Here is a 25,513-nt window from a genome sequence, read left to right as displayed (position 1 = left end):
ATTCCGTGGAGGTTTCTGATAATTTTGGAAATTCAGATACAGCGGAAGTCACCATTACCGTCAACGAAATCCCTACTGCCAACGCTGGCGAAGACCAAAGCATTTGCCTTGGCGAAACCATCACACTCACCGCATCAGGCGGAGCAAGTTACCTGTGGAGTAATGGCGCAACAACGCAAAGCATCACAGTTAATCCAACTTCAACCACAACTTATTCAGTTGAAGTATTAGAGAATGGTTGTTCAAGCACCGATCAAGTAACTATTACTGTAAACTCAGTGCCAGAACTTCAAATTTCAGGAGAAACTATCGTGGTTTATGGCAATAGTACTACTTTAACGGTTAGTGGAGCGGATTCTTATGTATGGAGCAATGGCGCAACTTCTAACAGTATCACGGTGCAACCAGAACAAACGACCACTTATGAGGTTATAGGCTCAATAAATGGTTGTTCAAGCTCTCAAAGTGTTATGGTTACTGTTGAGAGTCACGTGGAAGCATTTGCTGGCGAAGACCAACGTATTTGTCAAGGTTATGAAGTTACGCTTACTGCAAGCGGAGGTAGTGGTTATTTATGGAATACAGGTGCAACTACACAAAGTATAACTGTGACTCCAACTTCAAATTCAACCTATTCAGTGACTGTTTTTGACGGTCCGTATCAAGACGAAGCTAGTGTAAATGTTTTTGTGGACCCAAATCCAAATGTCACTATTGTTAATGGAAGCGAAGCAACAATTCTAGAAGGAAACTTCATAACGCTGTCAGCCACGGGCGCCAATTCATATCAATGGAATAATGGGGCTACACAGCCAAACATCGCTGTGAGTCCGAGTGCCACCACAATCTATCGGGTTACGGGTTTTATTAATGATTGTTCCGACGAAAAAGAAATTACCGTAAACGTGTTAGAACGCGTATTGGCCAATGCAGGAAACGATGTCACAATTTGTCCACAAGAAACAGCAACATTAACAGCAACTGGCGGCGACGATTATTTATGGAGCACAGGTGAAACTACACAGACCATAGAAGTAGCGCCAGAGGAAACTACCTTGTATACCGTAACTGTTTTTAACGAACTCGATTTTGATGAAGCTACCGTGATGGTAGTGGTCGACCAACAATGTCAAACCGTTATTCTACCGGATGATAATGAAGATTTAACTTTTGCATTTCAGGTATATCCAAATCCGGCTTTCGAAACCTTGTATATTCAATTAAATGGGGTGGTTAATATTTCAAATCTGAAAATGTTTGATTTGGCTGGTAAATTACTATTCTCCGAAGTACTTGAAGAAACCAATCAGCCTTATAATTTTGAAAAGCAGATTGATGTTACCAATTTTCAGACTGGTTTGTATTTTGTGCGACTCGAAGATGAGTTGCGGGTAATTACTAAGAAAATCCTAATTCAGTAAACTTTATCTCTTGTTCTTTAAGTAAACTTGAGAAAATTTCCCGCAGATTTCGCAGATTTGCGCCAACAAAAACTCAGCGATGATCCTTGCCAGCAACAGGCTGGAGTACAATCTGGAGAAATTATTAAATTAAGAAAGTAAATATTTAATTTAAGTCTGGTTGTCTTCAACCTATGGGAAGATCACATATCAATAGTGCGTGCATGGTAACAAATAGAAGATTATTCTATGGATGCTCCATACTTAGTCCATAGTAAAGCCATGGATAAGCCCACCCCTGGCTTAATTAGAATAATTCTACTTTAATAAAAGCGATGTAAGATTACTGTAAAAAGTGAGATAATATAATATTCGTAAGTTTCAAGTCCTGTAGTGTTGTATGCACCAAAAAATCAAATAGATACATAATTAATCTTAATATACAACAACCAATACTGAATTTAATCAAGAATGCTTTCCATAATGAGAATCTTAACCTTTTCGTCACAATTTTCAATATGAAGTCTGATGAATTCCTCTTTCAATTTTGAATCGATATAATAAGTCTTGCAAGGTTCGCCTTTGGTATTGCTATTTTTAAAATCCACATCTCCAAATCGAATCAGATTATTTAAAGTACTAGAATCAATCTCCTTGTCAATCAAAAATTGTTCAGATGATTCTGAATAGGTTTTCGGTAATTTGGATAAAAACTTAGTGGTACGGGCGTTTGGTGTGTAGTCGCAAGAGGCATCCTTACCATTCAAAAAAAAGGCAAGAATCACCAAACCAATGGCAAAACCGCCGAGATAATAGCCCAAACGATGTATAAACTTCATAAAATAAGTGACTTAAAATATTAACAGATTGGCATCGCTATAATTCAATCCGTACCATTCGGCAACAGATTTACTTGTTAAAATGCCGTGGTAAAAGTACAAACCATTTCGCAAACCACGATCAAAACGCAATGCAGGTTCAATACCGCCATTATCTGAAATATTTAATAAGTACGGTGTAAAAATATTACTGATGGATACCGAAGCGGTTCGCGAATAACGCGCAGGAATATTTGGTACACAATAATGGGTGATGCCTTGGTAATCAAAAGTAGGGTGGTCGTGGGTGGTAATTTCGCTGGTTTCGAAACAACCACCCATATCTATACTCACATCAATAATAACGGAACCTGATTTCATGTGGTTCACCATATCTTCTGTAACAACCACAGGCGCTCGGTTGTTACCTCTTATGGCACCAATAGCAACATCGCAACGTTTCAAAGCTTTCATCAAACTTTTGGGCTGCATGGTTGAGGTGTAAATGTTTCTTCCTAAACTAACTTGTAAACAACGTAATTTGGTGATATTACTGTCAAAAACTTTGATATTAGCGCCAAGTCCTAATGCAGACCGTGCGGCAAATTCGCCCACAGTACCTGCGCCTAATATAACAATTTCAATAGGTGGGACGCCATTGATATTTCCAAAGAGCAGTCCGTTTCCACCGTTAATATTGGATAGTAATTCCGATGCAATTAAAACCGATGCTGTACCGGCAATTTCGCTTAGCGAACGTACCGCGGGATAGGCACCGTCTTCGTCTTTTATAAATTCGAATGCCAAAGCGGTCACGCGTTTGGTGGCCAAAGCTTCAAAATATTTTTTATTGCGCGTTTTTAGCTGCAGAGCAGAAATAAGTAGTGTTTGCGGATTGAGTAAAGAGATTTCTTCTTGCGATGGTGGCTCAACTTTCAAAATAATAGGGCAGGAGAACACCTTTTCACGGTCTTTGATTACTTCGGCTCCGGCTTCGCTGTATTCCTTATCGCTAAAATGCGCACCAATGCCAGCACCACTTTCTATCATAACGCGGTGACCATTGGCAACCAATGCCGACACGGCGTCTGGCGTGAGGCAAACCCTTTTTTCTTGAAAATGCGTTTCTTTGGGAAGCCCGATAAACAGAGCACCTTTTTTATTGTAAACTTCAAGGGTTTCTTCTTGCGGCAATAATTGCTCGCGGGTAAAAGGAGAAAGTGATTTGCTCATTTAAGTTAAATTGATAACTCAAATTACGGATAATAATTTAAATGGCGCAAGTGTAATATGAAAAATGGTTTGGTATATTTTTTAACCACAAAGGTCGCTAAGATCTATACGAAGATCACAAAGTGTTACTTTTCCTTCGTGTCTTTGTGCGGACTTTGTGCTCCCTTCGTGGCTAAATAAAAGGAATCTGTAATAAAAGGGTTGTATCGATAAAAATTAGTGGCACTGAAACTTTATAAGTTTTAAAAAAACTGTTTCACCTTACCCCAAACAGTAGTGGGTTTAATCATAAACTCAGCTTCTAATTCTTCCATAGTTTTTCCAGCGTCATTTAATTTATTAAACATTTGAGCCCGGATTAAATAAATAGAAGGAATAATAATGGCCATTAAAGGCACTAAATACATTAATTTGAATTCATCGAAATGTCTACTTTCAGAATTAATAATTCCAGCTATTTGATAACTATACATTGCAATTGGCACAATTATAGCATGGTACCACCAGTGTTTACAAGTGAAAAACCAAATAAATAAAAGTAGGACGGGAATTACCTTACCTAAGATCATCCACATTCCAATCTGTGCGCTTTCGTAAAAGCCGCTTTTATATGTAAAAAGGAAATTTTCCCAGATAACTTCATCTGGAATAAAAATGTATAAATAAAACAAAAAGGGAGTTGCAGCTACAAGTGTACCTACAATACTCCCTAATATAATTGCCTTTCGACTTAGCTTCTTATCCTTGTGGAGCCAATTTGACTCTAGTCTTGTCGATTTGTGTTGTAGTTTGCTCATTTAAATCAATGTTTATTGCTTGTGCAGTGAACAACACACCACCGAAAATTGCAATTGCTAATACTAATCTTTTTGTTTTCATAATTCAAGGGATTTAATTAATTAATTATACTACAAAGTTAACTTTCACGACAGCCTTCAACTGTTAATGAAATGTTAAGATAAATTAACTAAGTCCTATGAATGTTACGGTTTTTCCGTACTCTTTAGCAATACACTGGGGCAGGTTGCCTAAAACTTTAACATTTTTTTACTGCATTTAAGCGTTTTATTAGGTTAAACAATAGTTTTCGGTTAATTTGAGGCTGCGATGGTCATTATCTATAGCCGTAAAATGAAAGGCTGTAAGCATTTCTGGTAATAAATCTTCTATTACTTGTGGCCATTCAATAAATATCCAAGCATCGCTTTCTAGGTAATCTTCTATACCTATTTGATACAGTTCTTCTATATCTTTTACACGGTATAGATCAAAATGAAATATTTTACTCGTAGGTGTGCAGTATTCGTTTACTATGGAAAACGTTGGACTACTCACTGTATCCGTACTTCCCAAGGCAGCAACCAAAGCTTTGATAAAGGTAGTTTTACCACTACCCATATCGCCATAAAAACACAGTACTTTGGCGCCTAAGGCCTCAACAATGTTCTGCGCTACTTGGTTAATTTCTTGAAGTTTGTAAACAATTTCCACGAGTTAAATCCGATTTTTACACTACAATATTACATAGAATAATTGGATTATCCTAAAAAACTATGCATTTCATCGGATATTTTTGCCTTTAATAGATTTTTTAATAAGCTGAAAACCGATTAAAAATTACATAAAAATATGAATATTAATTGAATAAGTGCTATTTCTGCTTAGGTTGCAACACCACAAACGGAATAATCATCTCTTCTAAACTTATACCACCATGTTGATAGCTATTGCGATAATAACTAACATAATGGTTATAATTGTTTGGATAGGCCAAAAACAAATCACCTTTTGCAAATACAAACGAACTATTCATACTCATAGAAGGCAGATGAATGCTTTTAGGGTTTTTAACAGCCATTACATCTTTATCTTGGTAAGTAAGACTTCGGCCTGTTTTATAACGCAGATTTAAACTGGTATCGCGATCGCCAATCACTTTGGAAGGATTTTTTACATTGATAGTACCGTGATCAGTAGTGAGAATCAATTTAAAACCAAGTTGTTGCGCTTGTTGAATGATCTCAAGCAACGGAGAGTTTTTAAACCAACTTAGGGTTAAACTGCGGTAAGCCTTATCGTTAGAAGCCAACTCTTTCACCACATCCATTTCTGTTTTGGAGTGCGACAACATATCCACAAAATTATAAACTACCACAGTTAAATCGTTATCTTTTTGAGATTTAAAGTTTTCAGCTATCTTTTTGCCGTTTTTTAAATTGGTTATTTTATGGTATTCAACTTTTAAATCTCCCATACCTAAACGCTTTAATTGCGATTCTAAAAACTCAGCTTCAAAAAGATTTTTGCCGCCATCGTCCGTATCGTTTTTCCAATATTGTGGATGCAATTTTTCCATATCGCTCGGCATTAATCCCGAGAATATAGCGTTTCGTGCATATTGTGTGGCGGTTGGTAAAATACTGTAAAACGGAATCTCAGATGCTTTTTTGTAATAATTATTCACCACAGGCTCAAAAGCTTTCCATTGGTCGTAACGTAAATTGTCAACCACAATCAATAAGGTTGGTTGTTCTTTACTTATTTCGGGCATTATTTTCTCTCTAAACAAGGTATGCGACATCACTGGTGCCGATTTTGGATTTTCAAACCACTGTTGATAATTCTTTTCGATAAATTTCCCAAACTGTAAATTGGCTTCGGTTTTTTGAGATTCTAAAATCTCAGTCATTCCAATATCTTCAATATCTTCTAATTGTAATTCCCAGTAAAGCAATTTTCGATAGAGTTCGGCCCATTCTTCATAAGTATTTACCATTGCCATATCCATCGAAATTTTTCTAAATTCTTGCTGGTAATTAGAAGTGGTGCGTTCCGATACCAATCGCGAATGGTCTAAGTTCTTTTTCAGCGATAGTAAAATCTGGTTTGGATTTACAGGTTTAATTAGGTAATCGGCTATTTTATTGCCTATAGCTTCTTCCATAATATATTCTTCTTCACTTTTGGTAATCATCACCACAGGAAGGTTGGCACGACGCCCTTTTATTTCGTTTAGGGTTTCTAAGCCCGTAAGTCCAGGCATGTTTTCATCTAAAAAAACGATATCAAAATTAATATCGTCTAGTATTTCTAGAGCCTCAGTGCCGCTTTGGCAAGTGGTTACTTTGTATTGTTTTTTTTCTAAAAAAAGGATGTGTGGTTTTAATAAATCGATTTCATCGTCAACCCAAAGAATATTTATATGGTTCATGTATATTTGTTTAAACAATTGAATTTTACCGTCTGATGCCTATCAACAAACTTAAAATATTTAACGACCCAATTTACGGTTTTATTACGATTCCCAACGGATTGATTTTTAATTTAATTGAGCATCCTTACTTTCAACGCTTGCGCCGAATTACCCAAATGGGATTGTCATATATGGTATATCCTGGTGCCCATCATACCCGTTTTCATCACGCTTTGGGCAGCATGCATCTCATGCAAAAAGCTATCTATACACTTCGCTCTAAAGAGGTTGATATTTCTGAAGAGGAATCTACTGCCTTACTAGTGGCCATACTTTTGCATGATATTGGTCATGGGCCGTTTTCCCATACCTTGGAACACAGCATTGCTAAAGACCTAAGTCATGAGCAAATTTCGCTCAAATTTATGGAGCAACTCAATACCGAGTTTAACGGAAGTTTAACACTGGCAATACAAATTTTTAAGGGCGATTATTCTCGGAAATTTATGTGTCAGCTAATCGCAAGTCAACTCGATATGGATCGTGCCGATTATCTCAAACGCGACAGTTTTTACACTGGAGTGGCTGAAGGCAATATCAATAGCGAACGCTTAATTAGTATGCTGAATGTGGTAGAAGACGATTTAGTGATTGAAGAAAAGGGTATTTACAGCGTTGAAAAATTTCTGTTAGCCAGACGTCTCATGTATTGGCAAGTGTATTTACACAAAACCAGTTTGGTGGCCGAACAATTATTGATGGGCATTTTAAAACGTGCCAAATGGCTGTATTTAAACGGCGCAGAAATTTCTGCCAGCAAACCACTTCAATATTTTATAGAAAACGATGTGAGTTTAAATGATTTTAGTTTCGATATACTCCAGCATTTTGCCAATTTAGATGATTACGATATCATATCGGCCGTAAAGCAATGGCAATATCACGATGACCAAGTTTTAAAGCAACTATCGCAAATGATAATTAATAGAGAGTTGTTAAAAGTTAAAATCAAATCAAAACCAATCAATCAAAACCAATTGAAACTAAAACAACAGGAATTTGCAAAAACCAACAATTTTTCAGTTGAAGAAGCTAAATATTTCATTTTTGACGGGGTGATTTCAAACCAAGCTTATACCTTACAAAAGGAACAAATCAACGTGCTCTACAAAATTGGAAAAATTCAAAACATTGTGAAAGCTTCCGATCATTTAAACCTGAAGGCACTTACAAAACCTGTAGTTAAATATTTTATATGTTACCCAAAGAATAGTTTATGATACATTTTTTCTATTTTTGCCAGTAATCAACCAACCGCTAAAAAATTAACATGTGAAATTCACAGCACAACAAATAGCAGGTATTTTAGAAGGCGAAATAGAAGGAAATCCGGATGTTGAAGTTTCTAAACTCGCCAAAATAGAAGAAGGGATTCCTGGTAGTCTCACGTTTTTGGCGAATCCTAAATACAAGTCCTATATATATACCACCAAGGCTTCTGTGACCATTGTAGATAAAGCTTTTGTACCAGAACACCCGATAACCACAACTTTAATAAAAGTAAATGATGCTTACAAGGCATTTTCGCAATTACTTTCATATTACAATCAAATTAAGCTGAATAAATTCGGAATTGAACAACCGAGTTTTATTGCCGAAACGGCGCTGTATGGAAAAGATATTTACCTCGGCGCTTTTTCATATATAGGCGACAAGGTTAATATTGGTGATAATGTAAAAATATTTCCGAATTCATATATAGGTGACAACGTTACTATTGGACACAATACGATTATTTTTGCAGGTGCTAATATATATTCCGATTGCGTTATTGGCGCTAATTGTATCATTAATTCAGGTGCGATAATTGGTGCCGATGGTTTTGGTTTCGCACCCGATCAAAATGGCGAATATCAAAAAGTGCCACAAACTGGTAACGTAATTATTGAAGACAATGTAGATATTGGCGCATGCACCACTATCGATCGTGCAACATTGGGAAGCACCATTATAAGAAAGGGTGTGAAACTAGACAATCAAATTCAAATAGCACATAACGTTGAAATTGGCAAAAACACCGTAATAGCAGCACAAACAGGAGTTGCAGGCTCTACCAAAATTGGTGAAAATTGCCAAATTGGTGGTCAAGTTGGTTTTGCTGGACATATCACCATCGGTAATAACGTTAAAATTCAAGCGCAATCTGGCATTGGGCGAAACGTAAAAGACGATGAAGTATTGCAAGGTTCACCAGCATTTGGATATGGCGATTACAACAAATCCTATGTACATTTTAAGAATCTACCTAAAATAATGAAAGATATCAACCATCTTCAAAGTAAACAAAATGGCGATAGTTAAAACGGAACAAAGGCAAAAGACCATCAAAAATGAAGTCTCTTTAGAAGGTGTCGGACTTCATACTGGCAACTTGGTTAAACTTACGTTTAAACCGGCACCAATACATAGCGGATTCGCGTTTAAACGTGTTGATTTAGAAGGAAACCCTGTAATTGAAGCTGATGCCAATTACGTAACTAATACCCAACGAGGCACTTGTTTGGAGAAAAATGGCGTTACAATTCAAACTTGTGAGCATGTTTTGGCGGCATTAGTTGGAATGGGTGTTGACAATGCAATTATAGAATTAAATGCTTCCGAGCCACCAATTATGGATGGTTCTTCTAAATTTTTTGTGGAAGCCATTGAAAAGGCTCAAATAGTTGAACAAGATGCGGTTAGGGAAGTGTATGTAGTTACAGATATTATTTCGTACACCGACGAAGAATCTGGCAGTGAAATACTAGTCATGCCATCCACAGAATATAAGGTCACTACTATGGTTGATTTTGGCACCAAGGTATTAGGAACTCAAAACGCCACCTTAAATCAAGTCTCCGACTTTAAAGATGAAATTTCCGATAGCAGAACCTTTAGTTTTTTACATGAACTTGAAATGCTTTTGGAAAACGGACTAATAAAAGGTGGTGATTTAAACAACGCCATTGTGTATGTTGATAAAAAGCTATCTCCCGAAACGATGGAAAAATTAAAAGTGGCCTTTAATAAGGAATCTATTTCTGTCAAACCCAACGGAATTTTAGATAACCTAACCTTGCATCACCCTAACGATAGGTACACCTATTCAAGGTAAGGTAATTGCGAACAAACCTGGACATTACATCAATACACAATTCGCAAAAAAGATGTCTAAAATTATTAAAAATGAACGTCGTAACAACGTACCAAATATTGACATCAACCAAGAACCACTAATGGATGTATGTCAAATTATGAATATATTGCCGCACCGGCAGCCGTTTTTATTTATCGATAAAATTTTCGAGCTTTCCGATCATCATGTTATTGGCATGAAAAACGTCACCATGAACGAAAGTTTTTTCCAAGGGCATTTCCCTGGAGCACCGGTAATGCCTGGCGTAATTATAGTTGAAGCTATGGCCCAAACAGGTGGTATTTTAGTATTAAGCACCGTGCCTGATCCTGAAAATTACCTAACCTTTTTCATGAAAATAGATAACGTCAAGTTCAAACAAAAAGTAGTTCCCGGAGACACGTTACTATTTAAATGTGAATTGATTACACCAATACGTCGCGGTATTTGCCATATGCAAGGTTATGCCTATGCAAATGGTAAATTATGTGCAGAAGCCGAATTAATGGCTCAAATTTCAAAAGTAAAATAAATTAAGATGAATCAACCCTTAGCATATGTACATCCAGGCGCTAAAATAGCCAAAAATGTTGTAATAGAACCGTTTACCACCATTCACAACAATGTTGTTATAGGCGAAGGTACGTGGATAGGCAGTAACGTGACTATTATGGAAGGCGCGCGTATTGGCAAAAATTGCAGTATTTTTCCTGGAGCAGTGATTTCTGCTGTGCCACAAGACCTAAAATATAACGACGAAGATACCACGGTTGAAATCGGTAACAATGTAACCATACGCGAGTGTGTTACTATTAATCGTGGCACTACCGATAAAATGAAAACCGTTGTAGGGGATAATTGTTTAATTATGGCTTATTGTCACATTGCGCACGATTGCATAGTTGGCAACAATTGTATATTTTCAAATAACAGTACGCTCGCTGGTCATATAACGATTGGCGATTACGTTGTTTTGGCTGGTATGACTGCCGTACATCAGTTTTGTGCTATCGGTAATCATGCTTTTGTAACAGGTGGTTCACTGGTTAGAAAAGATGTGCCACCGTTTGTAAAGGCAGCACGGGAGCCGCTTTCTTATGTTGGAATTAATTCGGTTGGATTGCGAAGACGTGGTTTTTCGGCTGATAAAATCAAAGAAATTCAAAATATATACAGAATACTTTATCAAAAGAATTACAACAATACCCAGGCGGCCGAAATCATTGAAGCCGAAATGGAAGCCACACCAGAACGCGATGAAATTTTACAATTCATTAAAAACTCTCACCGCGGGATTATGAAAGGCTATTTCAAATCAAATTAATAAACATAAATCATTTTATAAATTTTAATAAAAACCTAATGGCAACAAGTACTTCAGATATAAGAAACGGATTGTGTATACGATACAATCATGATATTTTTAAAGTAATAGAATTTTTACACGTAAAACCTGGGAAAGGTCCGGCATTTGTTCGTACAAAATTAAAGAGTGTCACCACCGGAAAGGTAATTGATAATACCTTTTCTGCTGGACATAAAATTGAAGAAGTAAGAGTAGAAACGCATAGTTATCAGTTTTTGTATGCTGAAGGTGAGACTTTTCATTTTATGAATACTGATGATTACAACCAGATTACCCTTCAAAAATCTACTTTAGATTCACCTGATTTACTTAAAGAAGGAGAAGTAGTTACGGTTTTAATAAACGCTGAAGATGGTGGTGCACCGTTATCGGTTGATATGCCCTCAAGTGTAGTTTTAGAAGTAACCCACACCGAACCTGGAGTTAAAGGGAATACGGCAACCAATGCCACAAAACCAGCAACTGTAGAAACGGGCGCCATTGTTAATGTCCCGCTTTTTATTAACGAAGGGGATAAGATTAAGGTAGAAACAGAAAAAGGAACTTATAAAGAGCGCGTTAAAGAGTAATGAAGTTTCCACAGCCATATGCTCTAAAACAAATTGCCCAAATTATCGAATGTCCATTCGTTGGTCCTGAAGATTTTCCTGTTTTAGGGATGAACGAAATTCATGTGGTTCAACCAGGCGATATCGTATTTGTGGACCATCCAAAGTATTACGATAAAGCCTTGCAATCAGCGGCGACTATAGTTTTAATAAATAAAAAAGTTGAATGTCCAAAAGGGAAAGCATTATTAATTAGCGATGATCCTTTCAGAGATTTCAATAAACTCACCCAGTATTTTAAGCCTTTCGTTGCTGCAACTTCGGCCATTTCAGCATCAGCTAAAATAGGCGAGCATACTGTAATTCAACCTAATTGTTTTATTGGTAATAATGTTCAAATTGGTAAACACTGCCTTATTCATTCCAATGTAAGTATTTACGACGACACCATTATCGGCGATTATGTTACCATTCATGCAGGAACTGTTTTAGGCGCAAACGCATTCTACTACAAAAAGCGTCCAGAAGGCTATGATCAGCTTAAGTCAGGTGGAAATGTGGTGATCGAAAATCATGTTGATATTGGCGCTTGTTGTACTATAGACCGCGGTGTAACGGCGAGTACAACCATTAAAGAAGGTAGTAAATTAGACAATCAAATTCAAGTAGGCCATGATACCATTATTGGTAAAAAATGCTTGATTGCATCACAAACTGGAATTGCAGGTTGTGTAATAGTTGAAGATGAAGTTACAATTTGGGGACAAGCTGGTTTTACGAGTGGTATAACCATAGGTGCAAAGGCAGTTATTTTGGGGCAATCTGGTGTTAGCAAATCTGTTGAAGGAGGAAAAACCTACTACGGAAATCCAGCGGAAGAATCAAGAGCCAAGCTTAAACAATTGGCATCCATCAAACAAATTCCGAAAATTTTAGAACACTTAAAAAATAAGACCGAGTAACATTCATAATTTCTTAATAAAAGTACGACTTACATTTTAAATTTTAGCTTGTAAGGCTTACTTTTGCAACAGTTTTTAAACTTATAAAAATTATAATCGATGAGCGTTTTAGTAAATAAAGATTCAAAAATAATTGTACAAGGCTTTACAGGCAGTGAAGGTACCTTTCACGCCAGCCAAATGATAGAGTACGGAACCAATGTTGTTGGTGGCGTAACGCCTGGAAAAGGCGGTCAAACTCATTTAGACAAACCAGTTTTCAATACGGTTTTAGACGCTGTAAACGAAGTTGGTGCCGATACTACTATTATTTTTGTGCCACCAGCATTTGCGGCCGATGCCATTATGGAAGCTGCCGATGCCGGAATAAAAGTTATTATTACTATTACCGAAGGTATCCCCGTTGCGGATATGATAACAGCATCTAATTATATAAAAAATAAAAATTGCCGCTTAATCGGACCGAATTGTCCAGGAGTGATCACCCCTGAAGAAGCTAAGGTTGGTATCATGCCAGGTTTTGTTTTCAAAAAAGGAACTGTTGGAATTGTTTCAAAATCCGGAACTTTAACCTACGAAGCTGCTGACCAAGTTGTAAAACAAGGACTAGGAATTACCACGGCTATTGGTATTGGTGGTGACCCAATTATCGGAACTACTACCAAAGAAGCGGTTGAATTGTTAATCAACGATCCGGAAACCGAATGCGTTGTAATGATCGGTGAAATCGGCGGTCAGTTAGAAGCCGATGCAGCACGTTGGTATAAAGAAAGTGGTAGTAAAAAACCTATCGTTGGTTTTATTGCTGGTGAAACTGCGCCGGCAGGTCGTACCATGGGGCATGCAGGTGCTATTGTTGGTGGAAGCGATGACACAGCTCAGGCAAAGAAAAAAATTATGCGTGATTGCGGAATTCATGTAGTGGATTCTCCAGCAGAAATAGGAAAAAAAGTGGCCCAAGTAATGGGGTAATTTAATTCTAGTGTTCTAAAACCTCACACTTTTACCATCAATTCTGGTAATTTTGTGAGGTTTTTAATTCAATAACTTTGAAGGTTTAATTATATTTACGCTTTACAAGCCTTTACTTTGTAAAATACAAGCGTATCACAAATCAAATAATAAATAACAATCTATTTTCATGAAATTACTTGAAGGAAAAAACGCCATCATCACGGGAGCAAGTCGTGGAATTGGTAAAGGTATCGCACAAGTTTTTGCTCAACATGGCGCCAATGTTGCGTTTACTTATAGTTCATCATCAGAAGCTGCTTTAGAGTTAGAAAAGGAATTAACTGCTTTAGGTGTTAAAGCTAAAGGTTATAAAAGTGATGCTTCCAATTTTACCGAATCACAACAACTCGCTGAGGATGTTTTGGCTGAGTTTGGCAGCATCGATATTTTAGTTAACAACGCTGGTATTACAAAAGATAACCTGCTCATGCGAATGGGCGAGGAAGACTTCGACAAAGTAATTGAAGTCAATTTAAAATCGGTATTTAATATGACCAAAGCCGTGCAACGTGCGATGCTAAAGCAACGCAAAGGTTCCATCATCAATATGAGTTCGGTGGTTGGTGTTAAAGGAAATGCTGGCCAAACCAATTATGCTGCATCAAAAGCTGGAATTATTGGGTTTTCAAAATCGGTAGCTTTAGAACTAGGTTCAAGAAACATAAGAAGTAACGTGATTGCGCCGGGGTTTATCGAAACCGAAATGACTGCTAAATTAGACGAAAACACTGTGAAAAGTTGGAGAGATGCCATTCCATTAAAACGAGGTGGCACCCCGGAAGATATTGCCAATGCTTGTGTGTTTTTAGCTAGCGACATGAGTGCTTATGTTACAGGACAAACACTTAATGTTGATGGCGGCATGTTGACCTAATTTTTCACAAAAAGTATACTTCAGTTTTATATGACAAACCTCACCGTAGTTTATATTATACTATCAATTGTATTAGCGCTATTGATAGCGCTTTTTCAATATAAACTTGGGTCAAAACTAAACAAAAATCTCAGCACTACATTGGCTGTTTTGAGATTCGTAACAGTATTTACCTTATTGCTATTACTCATCAATCCTAAATTCGAAAATCTTAACTATTATTACGAGAAGCCGAATTTGGTAATTGCTGTCGATAATTCAGAATCGATAGCGTTTTTAAACCAAACTGATAAAGCGCAACAAACGCTTAATACTTTAAAAAGTAATACCGAATTAAATAAACGATTCAATATTGAAACATTTCAGTTCGATGCCGAATTAATTAAACTAGATAGTCTGAATTTTTCGAGCGGACAATCAAATATTTCGAAAGCTATAGGAAATCTTCATGATATCTATCGCGAGAGCAACGCTGCTTTCGTTTTTTTAACTGATGGGAATCAGACCTACGGAACAGATTATCAGTATATTTCAGCCATTAAAAAGCAACCTATTTATCCGATTGTATTGGGTGATACCATTCAATACAACGATTTAAAAATTCAGCAGTTAAACGTCAACCGTTACGCTTTTTTAAAAAATAGATTTCCGGTTGAAGTCATTGCCGTGTACGAAGGAAAAGAAACTGTTAATTCCCAAATAAAAATCACTTCAGGTAATGCAACTATATTTTCTGAAAATGTGCAATTTAGCCCAGAAAATAGTTCGAAAGTAATCAATACCACCATGCTTGCCGAAACGGTCGGACTCAAGACTTACAAGGTTGAAGTGGTGCCAATGGTAGAAGAGAAAAATATAACTAACAATGTCAAAAATTTTGCTGTTGAAGTGGTTGACGAAAAATCTAATGTGGCCATCGTTTCCGAAATAGTGCACCCAGATTTAGGAATGCTCAAAAAAAGTATTGAAACGAATGAACAGCGTTCAGCCACAATTTTAAATAATCAAGATGCGATTACTAAAATAGATGAATTTCAATTGTTTATTCTATATCAGCCTAACAATAGTTTTAAGCCGTTATTCGAAATTTTAAGTCGGCTAGATCAAAACATGTTTATTATTGGTGGAAAGCAAACCGATTGGCGCGCCTTGAATAGTTTACAAAACTATTTCACACAAACTATTACTAATCAATATGAAAATTATCAAACGACACTCAACCCTGGTTATGGAAATTTTATAGTTGACGATTTAGATTTTAATGCATTTCCACCGCTGCAGTCGGAGTTTGGCGAATGTGTATTTAATGTCCCACACGATGTTTTACTTTACAAGGTAATTAATGGTTTTGAAACAGAGGAAGCTTTACTCGCAACTTTAGAAATCAACACTAAGCGGGCAGCAGTGTTATTAGGCGAAGATATTTGGAAGTGGCGTGCGCAAAGTTATTTAGATCAACAATCGTTTGTTGAATTTGACAATTTCGTGGGTAAACTCGTTCAATATCTCAGTTCAAATAAGCAACGAACAAGGCTAAATATTGATTTTCAGACATTCTATAATGGAAGTGACAATATCATCATCACGGTACAATTCTTTAATAAAAATTATGAGTTTGAAAGTAATGCACAATTAAATATTTCGCTTAAAAATCAAGAAACCGGCGAAGAAATAAACTATCCGTTATTGCTGAATGGCAATAAATATGAAGTAGATTTAAACAGTTTGCCTTCGGGCGATTTCGACTTTACCATTACTGAATCTAATGAGAATATTTCAAAATCTGGTAGTATCAAGATATTGGATTACAATGTGGAAGCACAACTCTTAAATCCTAATTTTTCAAAACTACAATCGATAGCGCAGCAAAGTGGTGGTAAATCTTATTTTATTGACACTGTTGATGCCTTGATTTTTGATTTACTTAGCGATTCTCGTTATAAAACAGTGCAGAAAAGCAGTAAAAATATTGTACCTTTGCTGGACTTTAAATTTTTGTTGGCTTTGCTAGCGTTGGCATTAGGTTTAGAGTGGTTTATCAGAAAATATAACGGATTAATTTAAATAACAATTATGGAAAGATTACCTAAAATAGCATTACCGGGCATTATTGCAATCATTGTCCTAATTATTGTCCTTGCAAAATCGGCTGTTAACATCGGTTCGGGTCAGGCAGGTGTTTTATTTAAAACTTTTAGTGATGGTGTGGTTACTGAGGAAGCACCAATGGGCGAAGGATTTCATATCGTTGCGCCTTGGAATAAAGTTTTTATTTATGAAGTAAGACAGCAAGAATTATCTGAGCCTATTAGAGCGTTATCTTCAAATGGTTTGGACATTAAAATTGATACTTCCATTTGGTTTCAACCACAATTTGAAAATTTAGGAAAATTACATCAAGACAAAGGCGAAGCCTACGTACAGCGTGTTTTAATACCTGCCATTCGCTCTGCTTCAAGAAGTGTTGTTGGTAGATATACACCAGAACAATTATACTCAAGTAAACGTGACGCAATACAAACAGAAATTTATACTGAAACTAATAAACTATTAGAAGGTCAATTTATTCAACTTAATGAAGTGCTTGTAAGAGATGTTACTTTGCCACCAACAATTAAAGAAGCAATTGAACGTAAATTAAGCCAAGAGCAAGAAGCTTTAGAATATGAGTTTAGATTACAAAAAGCAGAACAAGAAGCCGAAAGACAAAGAATTGACGCCGAAGGTAAAGCACGTGCTAACCAGATTTTAAGTGCCTCACTTACCGATAAAATATTACAAGAAAAGGGAATTCAAGCAACTTTAGAATTGGCTAAATCTCCTAACGCGAAGGTAGTTGTAATTGGTTCTGGTAAAGACGGAATGCCGATAATTTTAGGAAATCAATAGTCTTAGTATAAATTTAACGATCTAAAATTTGGATTTAGCTTTAGTTTTTCTGAATCTTTGTTCACAATTTTGAAAACATGAAAAATACTCAATTACATCATCACCATTTTCATACTGGCATTCAGGCGAGGTAGTGATGTATTGAGATATATTATAAAGAAACCCCGTTTGAGTCAATCTTTCGGGGTTTTTTCATTTGTGCGGAAGAAGAACCTTGAAATCCTAACTCAAACAAAATTTGAAGTTTAATTTTAAAATCAACCGTATCAACGGCTATTAAAAATGAGTAAATTAAAAATTGCAGTCCAAAAATCGGGTAGATTACATGACGATTCTATGCAAATCCTAAAAGATATAGGCATTTCAATAGACAACGGAAAAGACCAACTCAAAGCTTCGACACGTAACTTTCCTTTAGAGGTTTTTTATCTTCGAAATGGGGATATACCGCAGTATCTATTAGATGGGGTTGTAGATGCTGCCATTATCGGGGAAAATGTTTTGGTTGAAAAAGGCAATAGTATAAAAACAGTTGAGGAACTAGGTTTTTCAACTTGCCGTGTGTCTGTGGCAATTCCAAAGTCAGTAAGGTATAATGGTATACAAGACTTGAACAACAAGCGAATTGCTACATCGTATCCCAACACAGTTAATCATTTTTTAAAAGAAAACAATATATCGGCTCAGCTCCACATTATAAATGGTTCAGTAGAAATCGCACCAAACATCGGACTTGCAGATGCTATTGTAGATATCGTTTCTAGTGGCAGTACATTGTTCAAAAACAACTTAAAAGAGGTTGAGGTCCTATTGAAATCTCAAGCTGTTTTAGCAGCTTCTCCTAAAATTGGGGATGAACAACAAGCCATTTTAGATAAACTTCAATTTAGATTACAATCGGTTTTAAAAGCCAGACAATCGCGTTATATTTTACTAAATGCCCCTAACGACAAACTTGAAAAAATCATCAATATTTTACCTGGCATGAAAAGCCCAACTGTTTTGCCATTAGCCGAGACTGGCTGGAGCTCATTACATTCCGTAATAAATAAAAATGAGTTTTGGGAAATCATTGATGAATTGAAAGCAAACGGAGCCGAAAGTATTTTAGTTTGTCCAATTGAAAATATGGTATTTTAAAAGTAAGCTATGAAGAAAATTATAAATCCAGAGAGAGAAAGCTGGAATCAGTTATTACAACGACCAACGCAAACAGTAGAAAATATTGAAAAGACAGTCAATCAAATTTTTAAGGATGTACAGCGTCAAGGCGATAAAGCCATCAGTAAATATACTTCAATGTTTGATGGAGTTGAGTTAAAAAATCTGGCAGTAAGTAAATCGGAAATTGAGTCAGCAGCTTCCCGAGTACCTGAAAATTTAAAGCGAGCCATTCAAGTAGCTAAAAATAACATTGAAGCTTTTCACCAAGCTCAAAAAACAGATAGAGTAGAAGTTGAAACGGTAAAAGGTGTTCAATGCTGGCAAGAAAAAAGACCTATTCAAAAAGTGGGTTTGTATATTCCCGGCGGAACAGCACCTTTATTTTCCTCTGTATTAATGTTGGCAATTCCTGCTCAAATTGCCGGATGCGAAGATATTGTGTTGTGTTCACCACCAAATAAGCAAGGTCAATTAGCCGATGAAATATTGTATACAGCACAGATTTGTGGTGTAACTAATGTTATTAAAGTTGGCGGTATTCAAGCCATTGCAGGATTAACATTTGGAACTGAAACCATTCCTCAGGTATATAAAATATTTGGACCTGGAAATCAGTTTGTAACGGTTGCTAAGCAATTGGCCACCAAATTTGGCGTCGCCATCGATATGCCTGCCGGACCAAGTGAATTGTTAGTGGTTGCTGATGATTCTGCCAATGCGGTTTATGTTGCATCCGATTTGTTGAGTCAAGCCGAGCACGGTGTTGATAGTCAGGTGATTTTAGTTTCCACTTCTAAAACTTTAATTGAGGCTGTAGAAGTTGAAATCAACAAACAAATTTCAGTCTTGCCAAGAAAAGCCATCGCAGAAAAAGCCATCGACAATTCGCGTTTAATTTATGTTGAAGATGATGCAACAGCCTTACAGCTTATCAACGCATACGCACCAGAACATTTTATTATCTGTTGTGAGAACGAAGATTTTTATGTAAACGGCACCATCAATGCCGGTTCTGTGTTTATCGGTAATTACACGCCAGAAAGTGCTGGCGATTATGCATCTGGCACTAATCATACTTTGCCAACCAATGGGTTTAGCAGAGCCTATTCTGGTGTGAATCTGGATAGTTTCAATAAAAGTATCACCTTCCAAAAGATAAGCGAGGAAGGTATTAAAAACATCGGTCTAGCTATTGAATTGATGGCCGGAGCAGAAGGTTTGCAAGCCCATAAAAATGCGGTTACTTTACGATTAAATGATTTAACGAATTAAATGTCATTTCGAGCGCAGTCGAGAAATCTTTCAAATGAAAACATTCAATTTAAATAGCTTAGTTAGACCAGTCATCATGTCCATCAAACCCTATTCATCAGCAAGAGATGAATTTCAAGGAATTCCAGACGATATGGTATTTGTTGATGCCAATGAAAATCCTTTTAACAACGGACTCAATCGGTATCCAGATCCGCAACAACGTGAGTTAAAGCAACGGTTATCAGAAATCAAAAATATTCCTGTAAATCAAATTTTGTTAGGCAACGGAAGTGATGAAGTCTTAGACTTAATTTTCAGAGCTTTTTGCGAGCCCAATCAAGATAACATCATCACCTTGCCGCCAACATATGGCATGTATTCGGTTTTGGCTGGTTTAAACGCCGTGAAAAATATGGAGATTGAATTAGATACCAACTTTCAGCCTCAAGTAGACGCTATTTTGAAAACAGTCAATAGTCAAACAAAATTATTGTTTTTATGCTCACCGAATAACCCAACAGCCAACAGTATTAATGCCAATTTGATTGAAAATCTCCTCAATGAGTTTAACGGAATCGTCGTCATTGACGAAGCCTATATCGATTTTTCAAAAGATGACAGTTGGTTGAGTAGGTTGAACGAATTTCCAAATTTAATTATCTCTCAAACGCTGTCTAAGGCTTATGGTTTGGCGGGAATTAGACTGGGTATTTGTTATGCTTCCGAAGAAATAATAACAATTCTTAACAAAATTAAACCACCATATAATATTAATCAACTTACACAAAGTGAGGCTTTAAAAAGGGTAAATGATTTGAAAGTGGTGAAAAATGAAGTATCTCAAATTTTAACCGAACGCAAAAAACTTAAATCCGAATTACAAAATATTAACTTTGTAAGCACCATTTATGAGTCTGACGCCAATTTTATTTTGGTAAAAGTTGATGATGCCAATTTAAGATACGACCAATTGATTAAGCAGGGTATTGTAGTTAGAAACAGAACCACGCAACCATTATGCGAAAATTGTTTGCGAATTACGGTTGGTACTGGGGAAGAAAATGATGAATTGATTGAGGTATTAAAGGGTTTATAATTATCGTCATATAAGATTAAAATTTGAAAGTTTAAATAATGAGATTCCTGCTTTCGCAGGAGTTTAAATAAGAGATTCCCACTTTCGTGGGAAAAATGATATGAAACAAGTATTATTTATAGATAGAGACGGCACATTGGCCATAGAACCACCAATTGATTTTCAGTTGGATAGTTTTAATAAACTTGAATTTTTCCCAGGTGTTTTTCAGTATTTAGGAAAAATAGCCAAAGAATTAAATTTCAAAATAGTTATGGTTACCAATCAAGATGGATTGGGTACTGATGCTTTTCCAGAAGATACATTTTGGCCAGTTCATAATTTTTTAATTCAATCTTTCAAAAACGAAGGCGTTGAATTTGAGGAGCAAATTATCGACCGAACTTTTGAGCATGAAAATGCACCAACCAGAAAACCTAGAATTGGCTTGTTGACTCATTATTTAAAAGATGGTTATGATTTAGAAAATTCTTTCGTAATTGGAGACCGACTCACTGATATAGAGCTAGCCAAAAACCTTGGCGCAAAAGGCATTTTAATCAATGTTGAAGGTCAAGAAAAGCCAAATGAGGATTCTATTACTAAGTTTAAAGAAGTCATAGCCTTGCAAACCTCTTCATGGGAAGATATCTACAATTTTTTAAAAGTTAGTCAGCGACTTGGAAGTATTGAGCGCAACACCAATGAAACCAAGATAAAAATTGATTTAAATTTAGATGGCACCGGAAAAAGTAATATCGATACAGGAATCGCTTTTTTCGACCACATGTTAGACCAAATTGCACGACATGGCCAAATGGATTTAATTATCAAAGTTGATGGTGATTTAGAGGTAGATGAGCACCACACTATTGAAGATACTGCCATTGCCTTAGGTGAAGTATTTGCAAAAACATTAGGCAATAAATTAGGCATTGAACGCTACGGTTTTTGTTTGCCAATGGACGATTGTTTGGCGCAAATCGCCATCGATTTTGGAGGCAGAAACTGGTTGGTTTGGGAAGCAGAATTTAAACGTGAAATGATTGGCCAAATGCCAACAGAGATGTTTTATCATTTTTTTAAATCCTTTACCGATGGTGCCAAATGCAATCTTAACATCAAAGCAGAAGGCACCAACGAACATCATAAAATAGAAGCTATTTTTAAAGCTTTCGCTAAAGCCATTAAAGTAGCTGTAAAACGTGACGTTGAGAAAATGATATTACCTAGTACGAAAGGGGTTTTATAAATAACAAATAAAAAATCCCAAATTCCAAAAGACCTTAAGTTGGTCTCTGGAATTTGAATTTTGGAATTTTGAAATATTATTTTTCATTGTCCAAAATAGCATCCAATAAAAGAAACATATTTTGAAAATTATAATTCTTAATTACGGCGCCGGTAACATTAAAAGCATTCAATTTGCTTTTCAACGTTTGGGTTATAATGTGGTGTTATCAAATAATCCAGACGACATTTTAAGTGCTGATAAGGTAATATTTCCTGGTGTTGGCGAAGCTAGTTCGGCCATGGCAAAATTAAAACAAAGCGGATTAGATACTTTAATTCCACAGCTAAAACAACCCGTTTTAGGGATTTGTTTGGGTATGCAACTTATGTGCAATCATTCCGAAGAAGGTGACACAAAAGGTTTGGGCATTTTGAATGTGAATGTGAAACGATTTTCAAATGTTGTAAAGGTTCCGCAGATGGGATGGAATACCATTCACAATTTAAAATCTGAAATATTTAAAGGCATTAAAGAAGATGATTACATGTATCTTGTACACAGTTATTATGCTGAAAATTGTTCAGAAGCCATCGCCACCACCAATTACGAATTAGAATATGCCTCAGCTTTGGAAAATGACAATTTTTTTGGAGTACAATTCCATCCAGAGAAAAGCGGTAAAGTGGGCGAGCGTTTGTTGAAGAACTTTATTGAATTGTAGTTTGATTCTAAAATTGTGTTTAGAATTTTTAAAATCATTAATAATTAAAAATAAGATTCCTGCGTTCGCAGGAAATAGATATGAGAATCATCCCAGCCATCGACATCATAGACGGTAAATGTGTGCGACTTACCAAAGGCGACTATGATACCAAAAAAATATACAACGAAAATCCGCTGGAGGTCGCTAAGGCTTTTGAAGATGCAGGAATCGAGTACTTGCATCTGGTAGATTTAGACGGTGCCAAAGCGCAGCACATCGTTAATTTTAGAGTTTTAGAAAGCATCACCTCAAAAACCAATTTAAAAATTGATTTTGGTGGCGGACTCAAATCTAACGAAGACTTGCATATTGCCTTTAATTCTGGAGCACAGCAAATTACTGGTGGTAGCATCGCAGTTAAAAGTCTGGAGGTGTTTGAAAGTTGGATCGACAAATACGGCAGTCAAAAAATCATTTTGGGAGCCGATTGTAAAGACCAAAAAATTGCTGTGAGCGGTTGGAAAGAACAATCTAATTTGGAAGTCATTCAGTTTATAAAGGACTATCAGAAGAAAAACATCAAGTATGTAATTTGTACTGACATTTCAAAAGATGGAATGCTAGAAGGTCCGTCAATAGATTTGTACAATAATATCATTCAAATTTGCTCAAATAGCAGCAGCGCTCAATCTATAAAATTGATTGCTTCGGGTGGGATTACCTCTGTTGATGATTTAGACAAATTACAAGAGATTGGTTGCGAAGGCGCTATCATCGGAAAAGCAATTTATGAAAATAGAATTAGCTTAAAAGATTTAGCTAGATATTTTTAAATATACGATTTAAGATATAAGATATACGATATACGATATACAATATTAGATATACGATATATGTAATTAAATTTTAGTTGAGATGAAAAATGAAATGTTGAGAAGAACAAAACAATTTGCAATTGATTGTTGGCATTTTTGCATCAATTAATACAACAAGAAAAAATCAAAATAAGTAAAATTCAAAGAATCAAAATCAATAATTAATACATCGTACATCGTACTTCGTACTTCGTAAATCTAATATAAGTAAATGCTAACAAAAAGAATCATACCGTGTCTCGACATCAAAAATGGACGCACCGTCAAGGGTGTCAATTTTGTCGATTTACGTGACGCAGGCGACCCTGTGGTCTTGGCAAAACAATACGCTGATCTTGGTGCCGACGAATTGGTGTTTTTAGACATTTCGGCTACTTTAGAAGGTCGAAAAACCATGCACAATATGGTGTTGAGGGTTGCTGAACAGGTGAATATTCCATTTACGGTTGGTGGCGGAATTTCATCGGTAGAGGATGTTGACGATTTACTGCATTGTGGTGCGGATAAGGTTTCTATTAATTCGTCGGCAGTCAAAAGACCAGAACTCATAAACGAATTATCCAGTAAATTTGGAAGTCAGTGTGTGGTGGTTGCCATAGATGCCAAACAAGTTGATGGCGAATGGTTTGTGCATTTAGCCGGCGGCACCATTCAGACGGACATTAAATTGTTTGATTGGGCAAAAGAAGTAGAACAGCGCGGTGCTGGGGAAATTTTGTTCACCTCTATGAACCACGACGGCACCAAAAACGGATTTGCCAATGAAGCACTAGCAACTTTGTCAGGTTTAGTGAATATTCCTATTATTGCATCGGGTGGCGCAGGAACCATGCAGCATTTTGCTGATACCTTTATTAATGGTAAAGCAGATGCTGCCTTGGCAGCGAGTGTATTTCATTTTGGTGAGATACCAATTTTGGAATTGAAAGAAGAATTGAAAAAACAAGGGGTTAATGTGAGGATATAATTGTCATTCAGAACGAAGTGAAGCATCATTTGATTTTGATAGAATAAGAATTGTATCGAGAAGCAATTAAAAGCTCTTAACATAACGCATCTAAAATTTGTTAACGAACAGAAGAAAAATTTGAATTTTAAATTATGAGATTCCTGCTTTCGCAGGAATTAGTGAAATATGAATATAGATTTTAATAAAAATAAAGACGGTTTAGTACCAGCCATTATCCAAGACGAAATCACAAAAAACGTTTTGATGCTAGGTTACATGAATCAAGAAGCATTCGATATAACGATTGCAACTAAAAAGGTTACATTCTTCAGCAGAACCAAAAACAGATTGTGGACCAAAGGTGAAGAAAGTGGCAATGTCTTGCATTTAGTGGATTATAAACTAGACTGTGATAACGACACTTTGCTCATTTCTGTAAATCCCGAAGGACCAACCTGCCACAAAGGCACCGACACTTGTTGGGCTGAAGCAAATAGGGCTACTTTCGGGTTTTTGTCGTCTTTAGAAAATATTATTGAAGAACGCAAGAATTCAGCCAATGGTGAAAGTTCCTATGTGGCATCCTTATTTAAAAAAGGCATCAATAAAATCGCTCAAAAAGTAGGAGAGGAAGCCGTTGAAGTGGTTATTGAAGCAAAAGACAATAATGATGAACTGTTTTTAAACGAAAGTGCAGATCTGTTGTTTCATTATTTAATTTTATTGCAGGCCAAGGGTTTCAAATTGAATGACATTGTAGATGTTTTAAAATCGAGACAACTTTAAT

At 36.3% G+C, this 25,513-nt stretch carries 23 protein-coding genes and 1 pseudogene; 19 read left to right on the top strand and 5 right to left on the bottom strand.

Annotated elements, in window-relative coordinates; all coding sequences use genetic code 11:
- A partial coding sequence (locus tag V7Z48_RS05235) for a T9SS type A sorting domain-containing protein (RefSeq protein WP_334112345.1) occupies positions 1 to 1,421 on the top strand: 1,421 nt, incomplete at its 5' end.
- Positions 1,422 to 1,861: 440 nt separating this feature from the next.
- On the opposite strand, the gene V7Z48_RS05230 is transcribed toward V7Z48_RS05235, so the two are convergent.
- The 5 genes from V7Z48_RS05230 to V7Z48_RS05210 all read right to left on the bottom strand — a co-directional run bounded on the left by V7Z48_RS05230 (position 1,862) and on the right by V7Z48_RS05210 (position 6,662).
- Positions 1,862 to 2,239, bottom strand: a complete 378-nt coding sequence (locus V7Z48_RS05230; RefSeq protein WP_334112344.1) for a hypothetical protein — start codon at positions 2,237 to 2,239, stop codon at positions 1,862 to 1,864.
- Between the two features lie 12 nt (positions 2,240 to 2,251).
- Complete coding sequence (locus V7Z48_RS05225) at positions 2,252 to 3,451, bottom strand: alanine dehydrogenase (protein WP_334112343.1); 1,200 nt, start codon at positions 3,449 to 3,451, stop codon at positions 2,252 to 2,254.
- Between the two features lie 242 nt (positions 3,452 to 3,693).
- Positions 3,694 to 4,248 (bottom strand): hypothetical protein, encoded by a 555-nt coding sequence (locus V7Z48_RS05220; protein ID WP_334112342.1) that lies wholly within the window; start codon positions 4,246 to 4,248, stop codon positions 3,694 to 3,696.
- Between the two features lie 271 nt (positions 4,249 to 4,519).
- Positions 4,520 to 4,942, bottom strand: coding sequence for a tRNA (adenosine(37)-N6)-threonylcarbamoyltransferase complex ATPase subunit type 1 TsaE (gene tsaE, locus V7Z48_RS05215; RefSeq protein WP_334112341.1), 423 nt, complete (start codon positions 4,940 to 4,942; stop codon positions 4,520 to 4,522).
- 160 nt (positions 4,943 to 5,102) lie between these two features.
- On the bottom strand, positions 5,103 to 6,662 hold the full coding sequence (locus tag V7Z48_RS05210; RefSeq protein ID WP_334112340.1) for a T9SS response regulator signal transducer PorX: 1,560 nt from the start codon (positions 6,660 to 6,662) through the stop codon (positions 5,103 to 5,105).
- A 32-nt stretch (positions 6,663 to 6,694) separates the two neighbouring features.
- Here V7Z48_RS05210 and V7Z48_RS05205 point away from each other — a divergent pair, with 32 nt between their 5' ends.
- The 18 genes and pseudogenes from V7Z48_RS05205 to hisIE all read left to right on the top strand — a co-directional run bounded on the left by V7Z48_RS05205 (position 6,695) and on the right by hisIE (position 25,512).
- Complete coding sequence (locus tag V7Z48_RS05205) at positions 6,695 to 7,924, top strand: HD domain-containing protein (protein ID WP_334112347.1); 1,230 nt, start codon at positions 6,695 to 6,697, stop codon at positions 7,922 to 7,924.
- Between the two features lie 52 nt (positions 7,925 to 7,976).
- Entirely contained in the window at positions 7,977 to 9,005 is a 1,029-nt protein-coding gene (gene lpxD / locus V7Z48_RS05200) for a UDP-3-O-(3-hydroxymyristoyl)glucosamine N-acyltransferase (protein ID WP_334112339.1), read from the top strand.
- Positions 8,992 to 10,351 (top strand): annotated as a pseudogene (locus V7Z48_RS05195) (bifunctional UDP-3-O-[3-hydroxymyristoyl] N-acetylglucosamine deacetylase/3-hydroxyacyl-ACP dehydratase). The gene lpxD and the pseudogene V7Z48_RS05195 overlap by 14 nt, the downstream one beginning before the upstream one ends.
- A 6-nt stretch (positions 10,352 to 10,357) precedes the next feature.
- Positions 10,358 to 11,143: an acyl-ACP--UDP-N-acetylglucosamine O-acyltransferase gene (gene lpxA / locus V7Z48_RS05190; RefSeq protein ID WP_334112338.1), complete on the top strand. Its 786-nt coding sequence runs from the start codon at positions 10,358 to 10,360 to the stop codon at positions 11,141 to 11,143.
- A gap of 38 nt (positions 11,144 to 11,181) precedes the next feature.
- Entirely contained in the window at positions 11,182 to 11,754 is a 573-nt protein-coding gene (gene efp, locus V7Z48_RS05185; RefSeq protein WP_334112337.1) for an elongation factor P, read from the top strand.
- The gene (locus V7Z48_RS05180) at positions 11,754 to 12,695 is read left to right on the top strand and encodes a UDP-3-O-(3-hydroxymyristoyl)glucosamine N-acyltransferase (RefSeq protein ID WP_334112336.1); all 942 of its coding nucleotides are present in this window, start codon (positions 11,754 to 11,756) and stop codon (positions 12,693 to 12,695) included. Before efp ends, V7Z48_RS05180 begins: the two co-directional genes overlap by 1 nt.
- Before the next feature lie 99 nt (positions 12,696 to 12,794).
- Positions 12,795 to 13,667 carry a succinate--CoA ligase subunit alpha gene (gene sucD / locus V7Z48_RS05175; RefSeq protein WP_334112335.1) on the top strand — a complete coding sequence of 291 codons (873 nt, stop codon included), beginning with the start codon at positions 12,795 to 12,797 and terminating at the stop codon, positions 13,665 to 13,667.
- 169 nt (positions 13,668 to 13,836) lie between these two features.
- Positions 13,837 to 14,583, top strand: coding sequence for a 3-oxoacyl-[acyl-carrier-protein] reductase (gene fabG / locus V7Z48_RS05170; RefSeq protein WP_334112334.1), 747 nt, complete (start codon positions 13,837 to 13,839; stop codon positions 14,581 to 14,583).
- A gap of 30 nt (positions 14,584 to 14,613) precedes the next feature.
- Positions 14,614 to 16,647: a vWA domain-containing protein gene (locus tag V7Z48_RS05165; protein ID WP_334112333.1), complete on the top strand. Its 2,034-nt coding sequence runs from the start codon at positions 14,614 to 14,616 to the stop codon at positions 16,645 to 16,647.
- 9 nt (positions 16,648 to 16,656) lie between these two features.
- Entirely contained in the window at positions 16,657 to 17,472 is an 816-nt protein-coding gene (locus V7Z48_RS05160) for a prohibitin family protein (RefSeq protein ID WP_334112332.1), read from the top strand.
- 282 nt (positions 17,473 to 17,754) lie between these two features.
- Positions 17,755 to 18,612, top strand: coding sequence for an ATP phosphoribosyltransferase (gene hisG / locus V7Z48_RS05155; RefSeq protein ID WP_334112331.1), 858 nt, complete (start codon positions 17,755 to 17,757; stop codon positions 18,610 to 18,612).
- 9 nt (positions 18,613 to 18,621) lie between these two features.
- A complete protein-coding gene (gene hisD, locus V7Z48_RS05150) occupies positions 18,622 to 19,908 on the top strand; it encodes a histidinol dehydrogenase (protein ID WP_334112330.1) in 1,287 nt (428 codons plus the stop codon).
- A gap of 34 nt (positions 19,909 to 19,942) precedes the next feature.
- Positions 19,943 to 20,986, top strand: coding sequence for a histidinol-phosphate transaminase (gene hisC, locus V7Z48_RS05145; protein WP_334112329.1), 1,044 nt, complete (start codon positions 19,943 to 19,945; stop codon positions 20,984 to 20,986).
- Positions 20,987 to 21,086: 100 nt separating this feature from the next.
- Positions 21,087 to 22,217, top strand: a complete 1,131-nt coding sequence (gene hisB, locus V7Z48_RS05140) for a bifunctional histidinol-phosphatase/imidazoleglycerol-phosphate dehydratase HisB (RefSeq protein ID WP_334112328.1) — start codon at positions 21,087 to 21,089, stop codon at positions 22,215 to 22,217.
- 121 nt (positions 22,218 to 22,338) lie between these two features.
- Positions 22,339 to 22,920, top strand: a complete 582-nt coding sequence (gene hisH, locus V7Z48_RS05135; RefSeq protein ID WP_334112327.1) for an imidazole glycerol phosphate synthase subunit HisH — start codon at positions 22,339 to 22,341, stop codon at positions 22,918 to 22,920.
- An 80-nt stretch (positions 22,921 to 23,000) separates the two neighbouring features.
- A complete protein-coding gene (gene hisA, locus V7Z48_RS05130) occupies positions 23,001 to 23,735 on the top strand; it encodes a 1-(5-phosphoribosyl)-5-[(5-phosphoribosylamino)methylideneamino]imidazole-4-carboxamide isomerase (protein ID WP_334112326.1) in 735 nt (244 codons plus the stop codon).
- Positions 23,736 to 23,988: 253 nt separating this feature from the next.
- Positions 23,989 to 24,744, top strand: a complete 756-nt coding sequence (gene hisF, locus V7Z48_RS05125; RefSeq protein WP_334112325.1) for an imidazole glycerol phosphate synthase subunit HisF — start codon at positions 23,989 to 23,991, stop codon at positions 24,742 to 24,744.
- Positions 24,745 to 24,912: 168 nt separating this feature from the next.
- The gene (gene hisIE, locus V7Z48_RS05120; protein WP_334112324.1) at positions 24,913 to 25,512 is read left to right on the top strand and encodes a bifunctional phosphoribosyl-AMP cyclohydrolase/phosphoribosyl-ATP diphosphatase HisIE; all 600 of its coding nucleotides are present in this window, start codon (positions 24,913 to 24,915) and stop codon (positions 25,510 to 25,512) included.
- Position 25,513: the final 1 nt, after the last annotated feature.

The sequence above is a fragment of the Paucihalobacter sp. genome, from assembly GCF_036825875.1.
Classification (GTDB): domain Bacteria; phylum Bacteroidota; class Bacteroidia; order Flavobacteriales; family Flavobacteriaceae; genus Paucihalobacter.
This window is presented reverse-complemented; position numbering and strand designations above follow the sequence as displayed.

Bases quoted from the DNA above. Each gene is read 5' to 3' on its own strand.
- V7Z48_RS05165 (WP_334112333.1), top strand. From the start codon at position 14,614: ATGACAAACCTCACCGTAGTTTATATTATACTATCAATTGTATTAGCG.
- hisB (WP_334112328.1), top strand. From the start codon at position 21,087: ATGAAACAAGTATTATTTATAGATAGAGACGGCACATTGGCCATAGAA.
- fabG (WP_334112334.1), top strand. From the start codon at position 13,837: ATGAAATTACTTGAAGGAAAAAACGCCATCATCACGGGAGCAAGTCGT.
- hisF (WP_334112325.1), top strand. From the start codon at position 23,989: ATGCTAACAAAAAGAATCATACCGTGTCTCGACATCAAAAATGGACGC.
- V7Z48_RS05160 (WP_334112332.1), top strand. From the start codon at position 16,657: ATGGAAAGATTACCTAAAATAGCATTACCGGGCATTATTGCAATCATT.
- sucD (WP_334112335.1), top strand. From the start codon at position 12,795: ATGAGCGTTTTAGTAAATAAAGATTCAAAAATAATTGTACAAGGCTTT.
- hisD (WP_334112330.1), top strand. From the start codon at position 18,622: ATGAAGAAAATTATAAATCCAGAGAGAGAAAGCTGGAATCAGTTATTA.
- V7Z48_RS05220 (WP_334112342.1), bottom strand. From the start codon at position 4,248: ATGAGCAAACTACAACACAAATCGACAAGACTAGAGTCAAATTGGCTC.
- lpxA (WP_334112338.1), top strand. From the start codon at position 10,358: ATGAATCAACCCTTAGCATATGTACATCCAGGCGCTAAAATAGCCAAA.
- V7Z48_RS05180 (WP_334112336.1), top strand. From the start codon at position 11,754: ATGAAGTTTCCACAGCCATATGCTCTAAAACAAATTGCCCAAATTATC.
- hisIE (WP_334112324.1), top strand. From the start codon at position 24,913: ATGAATATAGATTTTAATAAAAATAAAGACGGTTTAGTACCAGCCATT.
- V7Z48_RS05210 (WP_334112340.1), bottom strand. From the start codon at position 6,662: ATGAACCATATAAATATTCTTTGGGTTGACGATGAAATCGATTTATTA.
- V7Z48_RS05225 (WP_334112343.1), bottom strand. From the start codon at position 3,451: ATGAGCAAATCACTTTCTCCTTTTACCCGCGAGCAATTATTGCCGCAA.
- V7Z48_RS05230 (WP_334112344.1), bottom strand. From the start codon at position 2,239: ATGAAGTTTATACATCGTTTGGGCTATTATCTCGGCGGTTTTGCCATT.
- hisC (WP_334112329.1), top strand. From the start codon at position 19,943: ATGAAAACATTCAATTTAAATAGCTTAGTTAGACCAGTCATCATGTCC.
- hisG (WP_334112331.1), top strand. From the start codon at position 17,755: ATGAGTAAATTAAAAATTGCAGTCCAAAAATCGGGTAGATTACATGAC.
- hisA (WP_334112326.1), top strand. From the start codon at position 23,001: ATGAGAATCATCCCAGCCATCGACATCATAGACGGTAAATGTGTGCGA.
- efp (WP_334112337.1), top strand. From the start codon at position 11,182: ATGGCAACAAGTACTTCAGATATAAGAAACGGATTGTGTATACGATAC.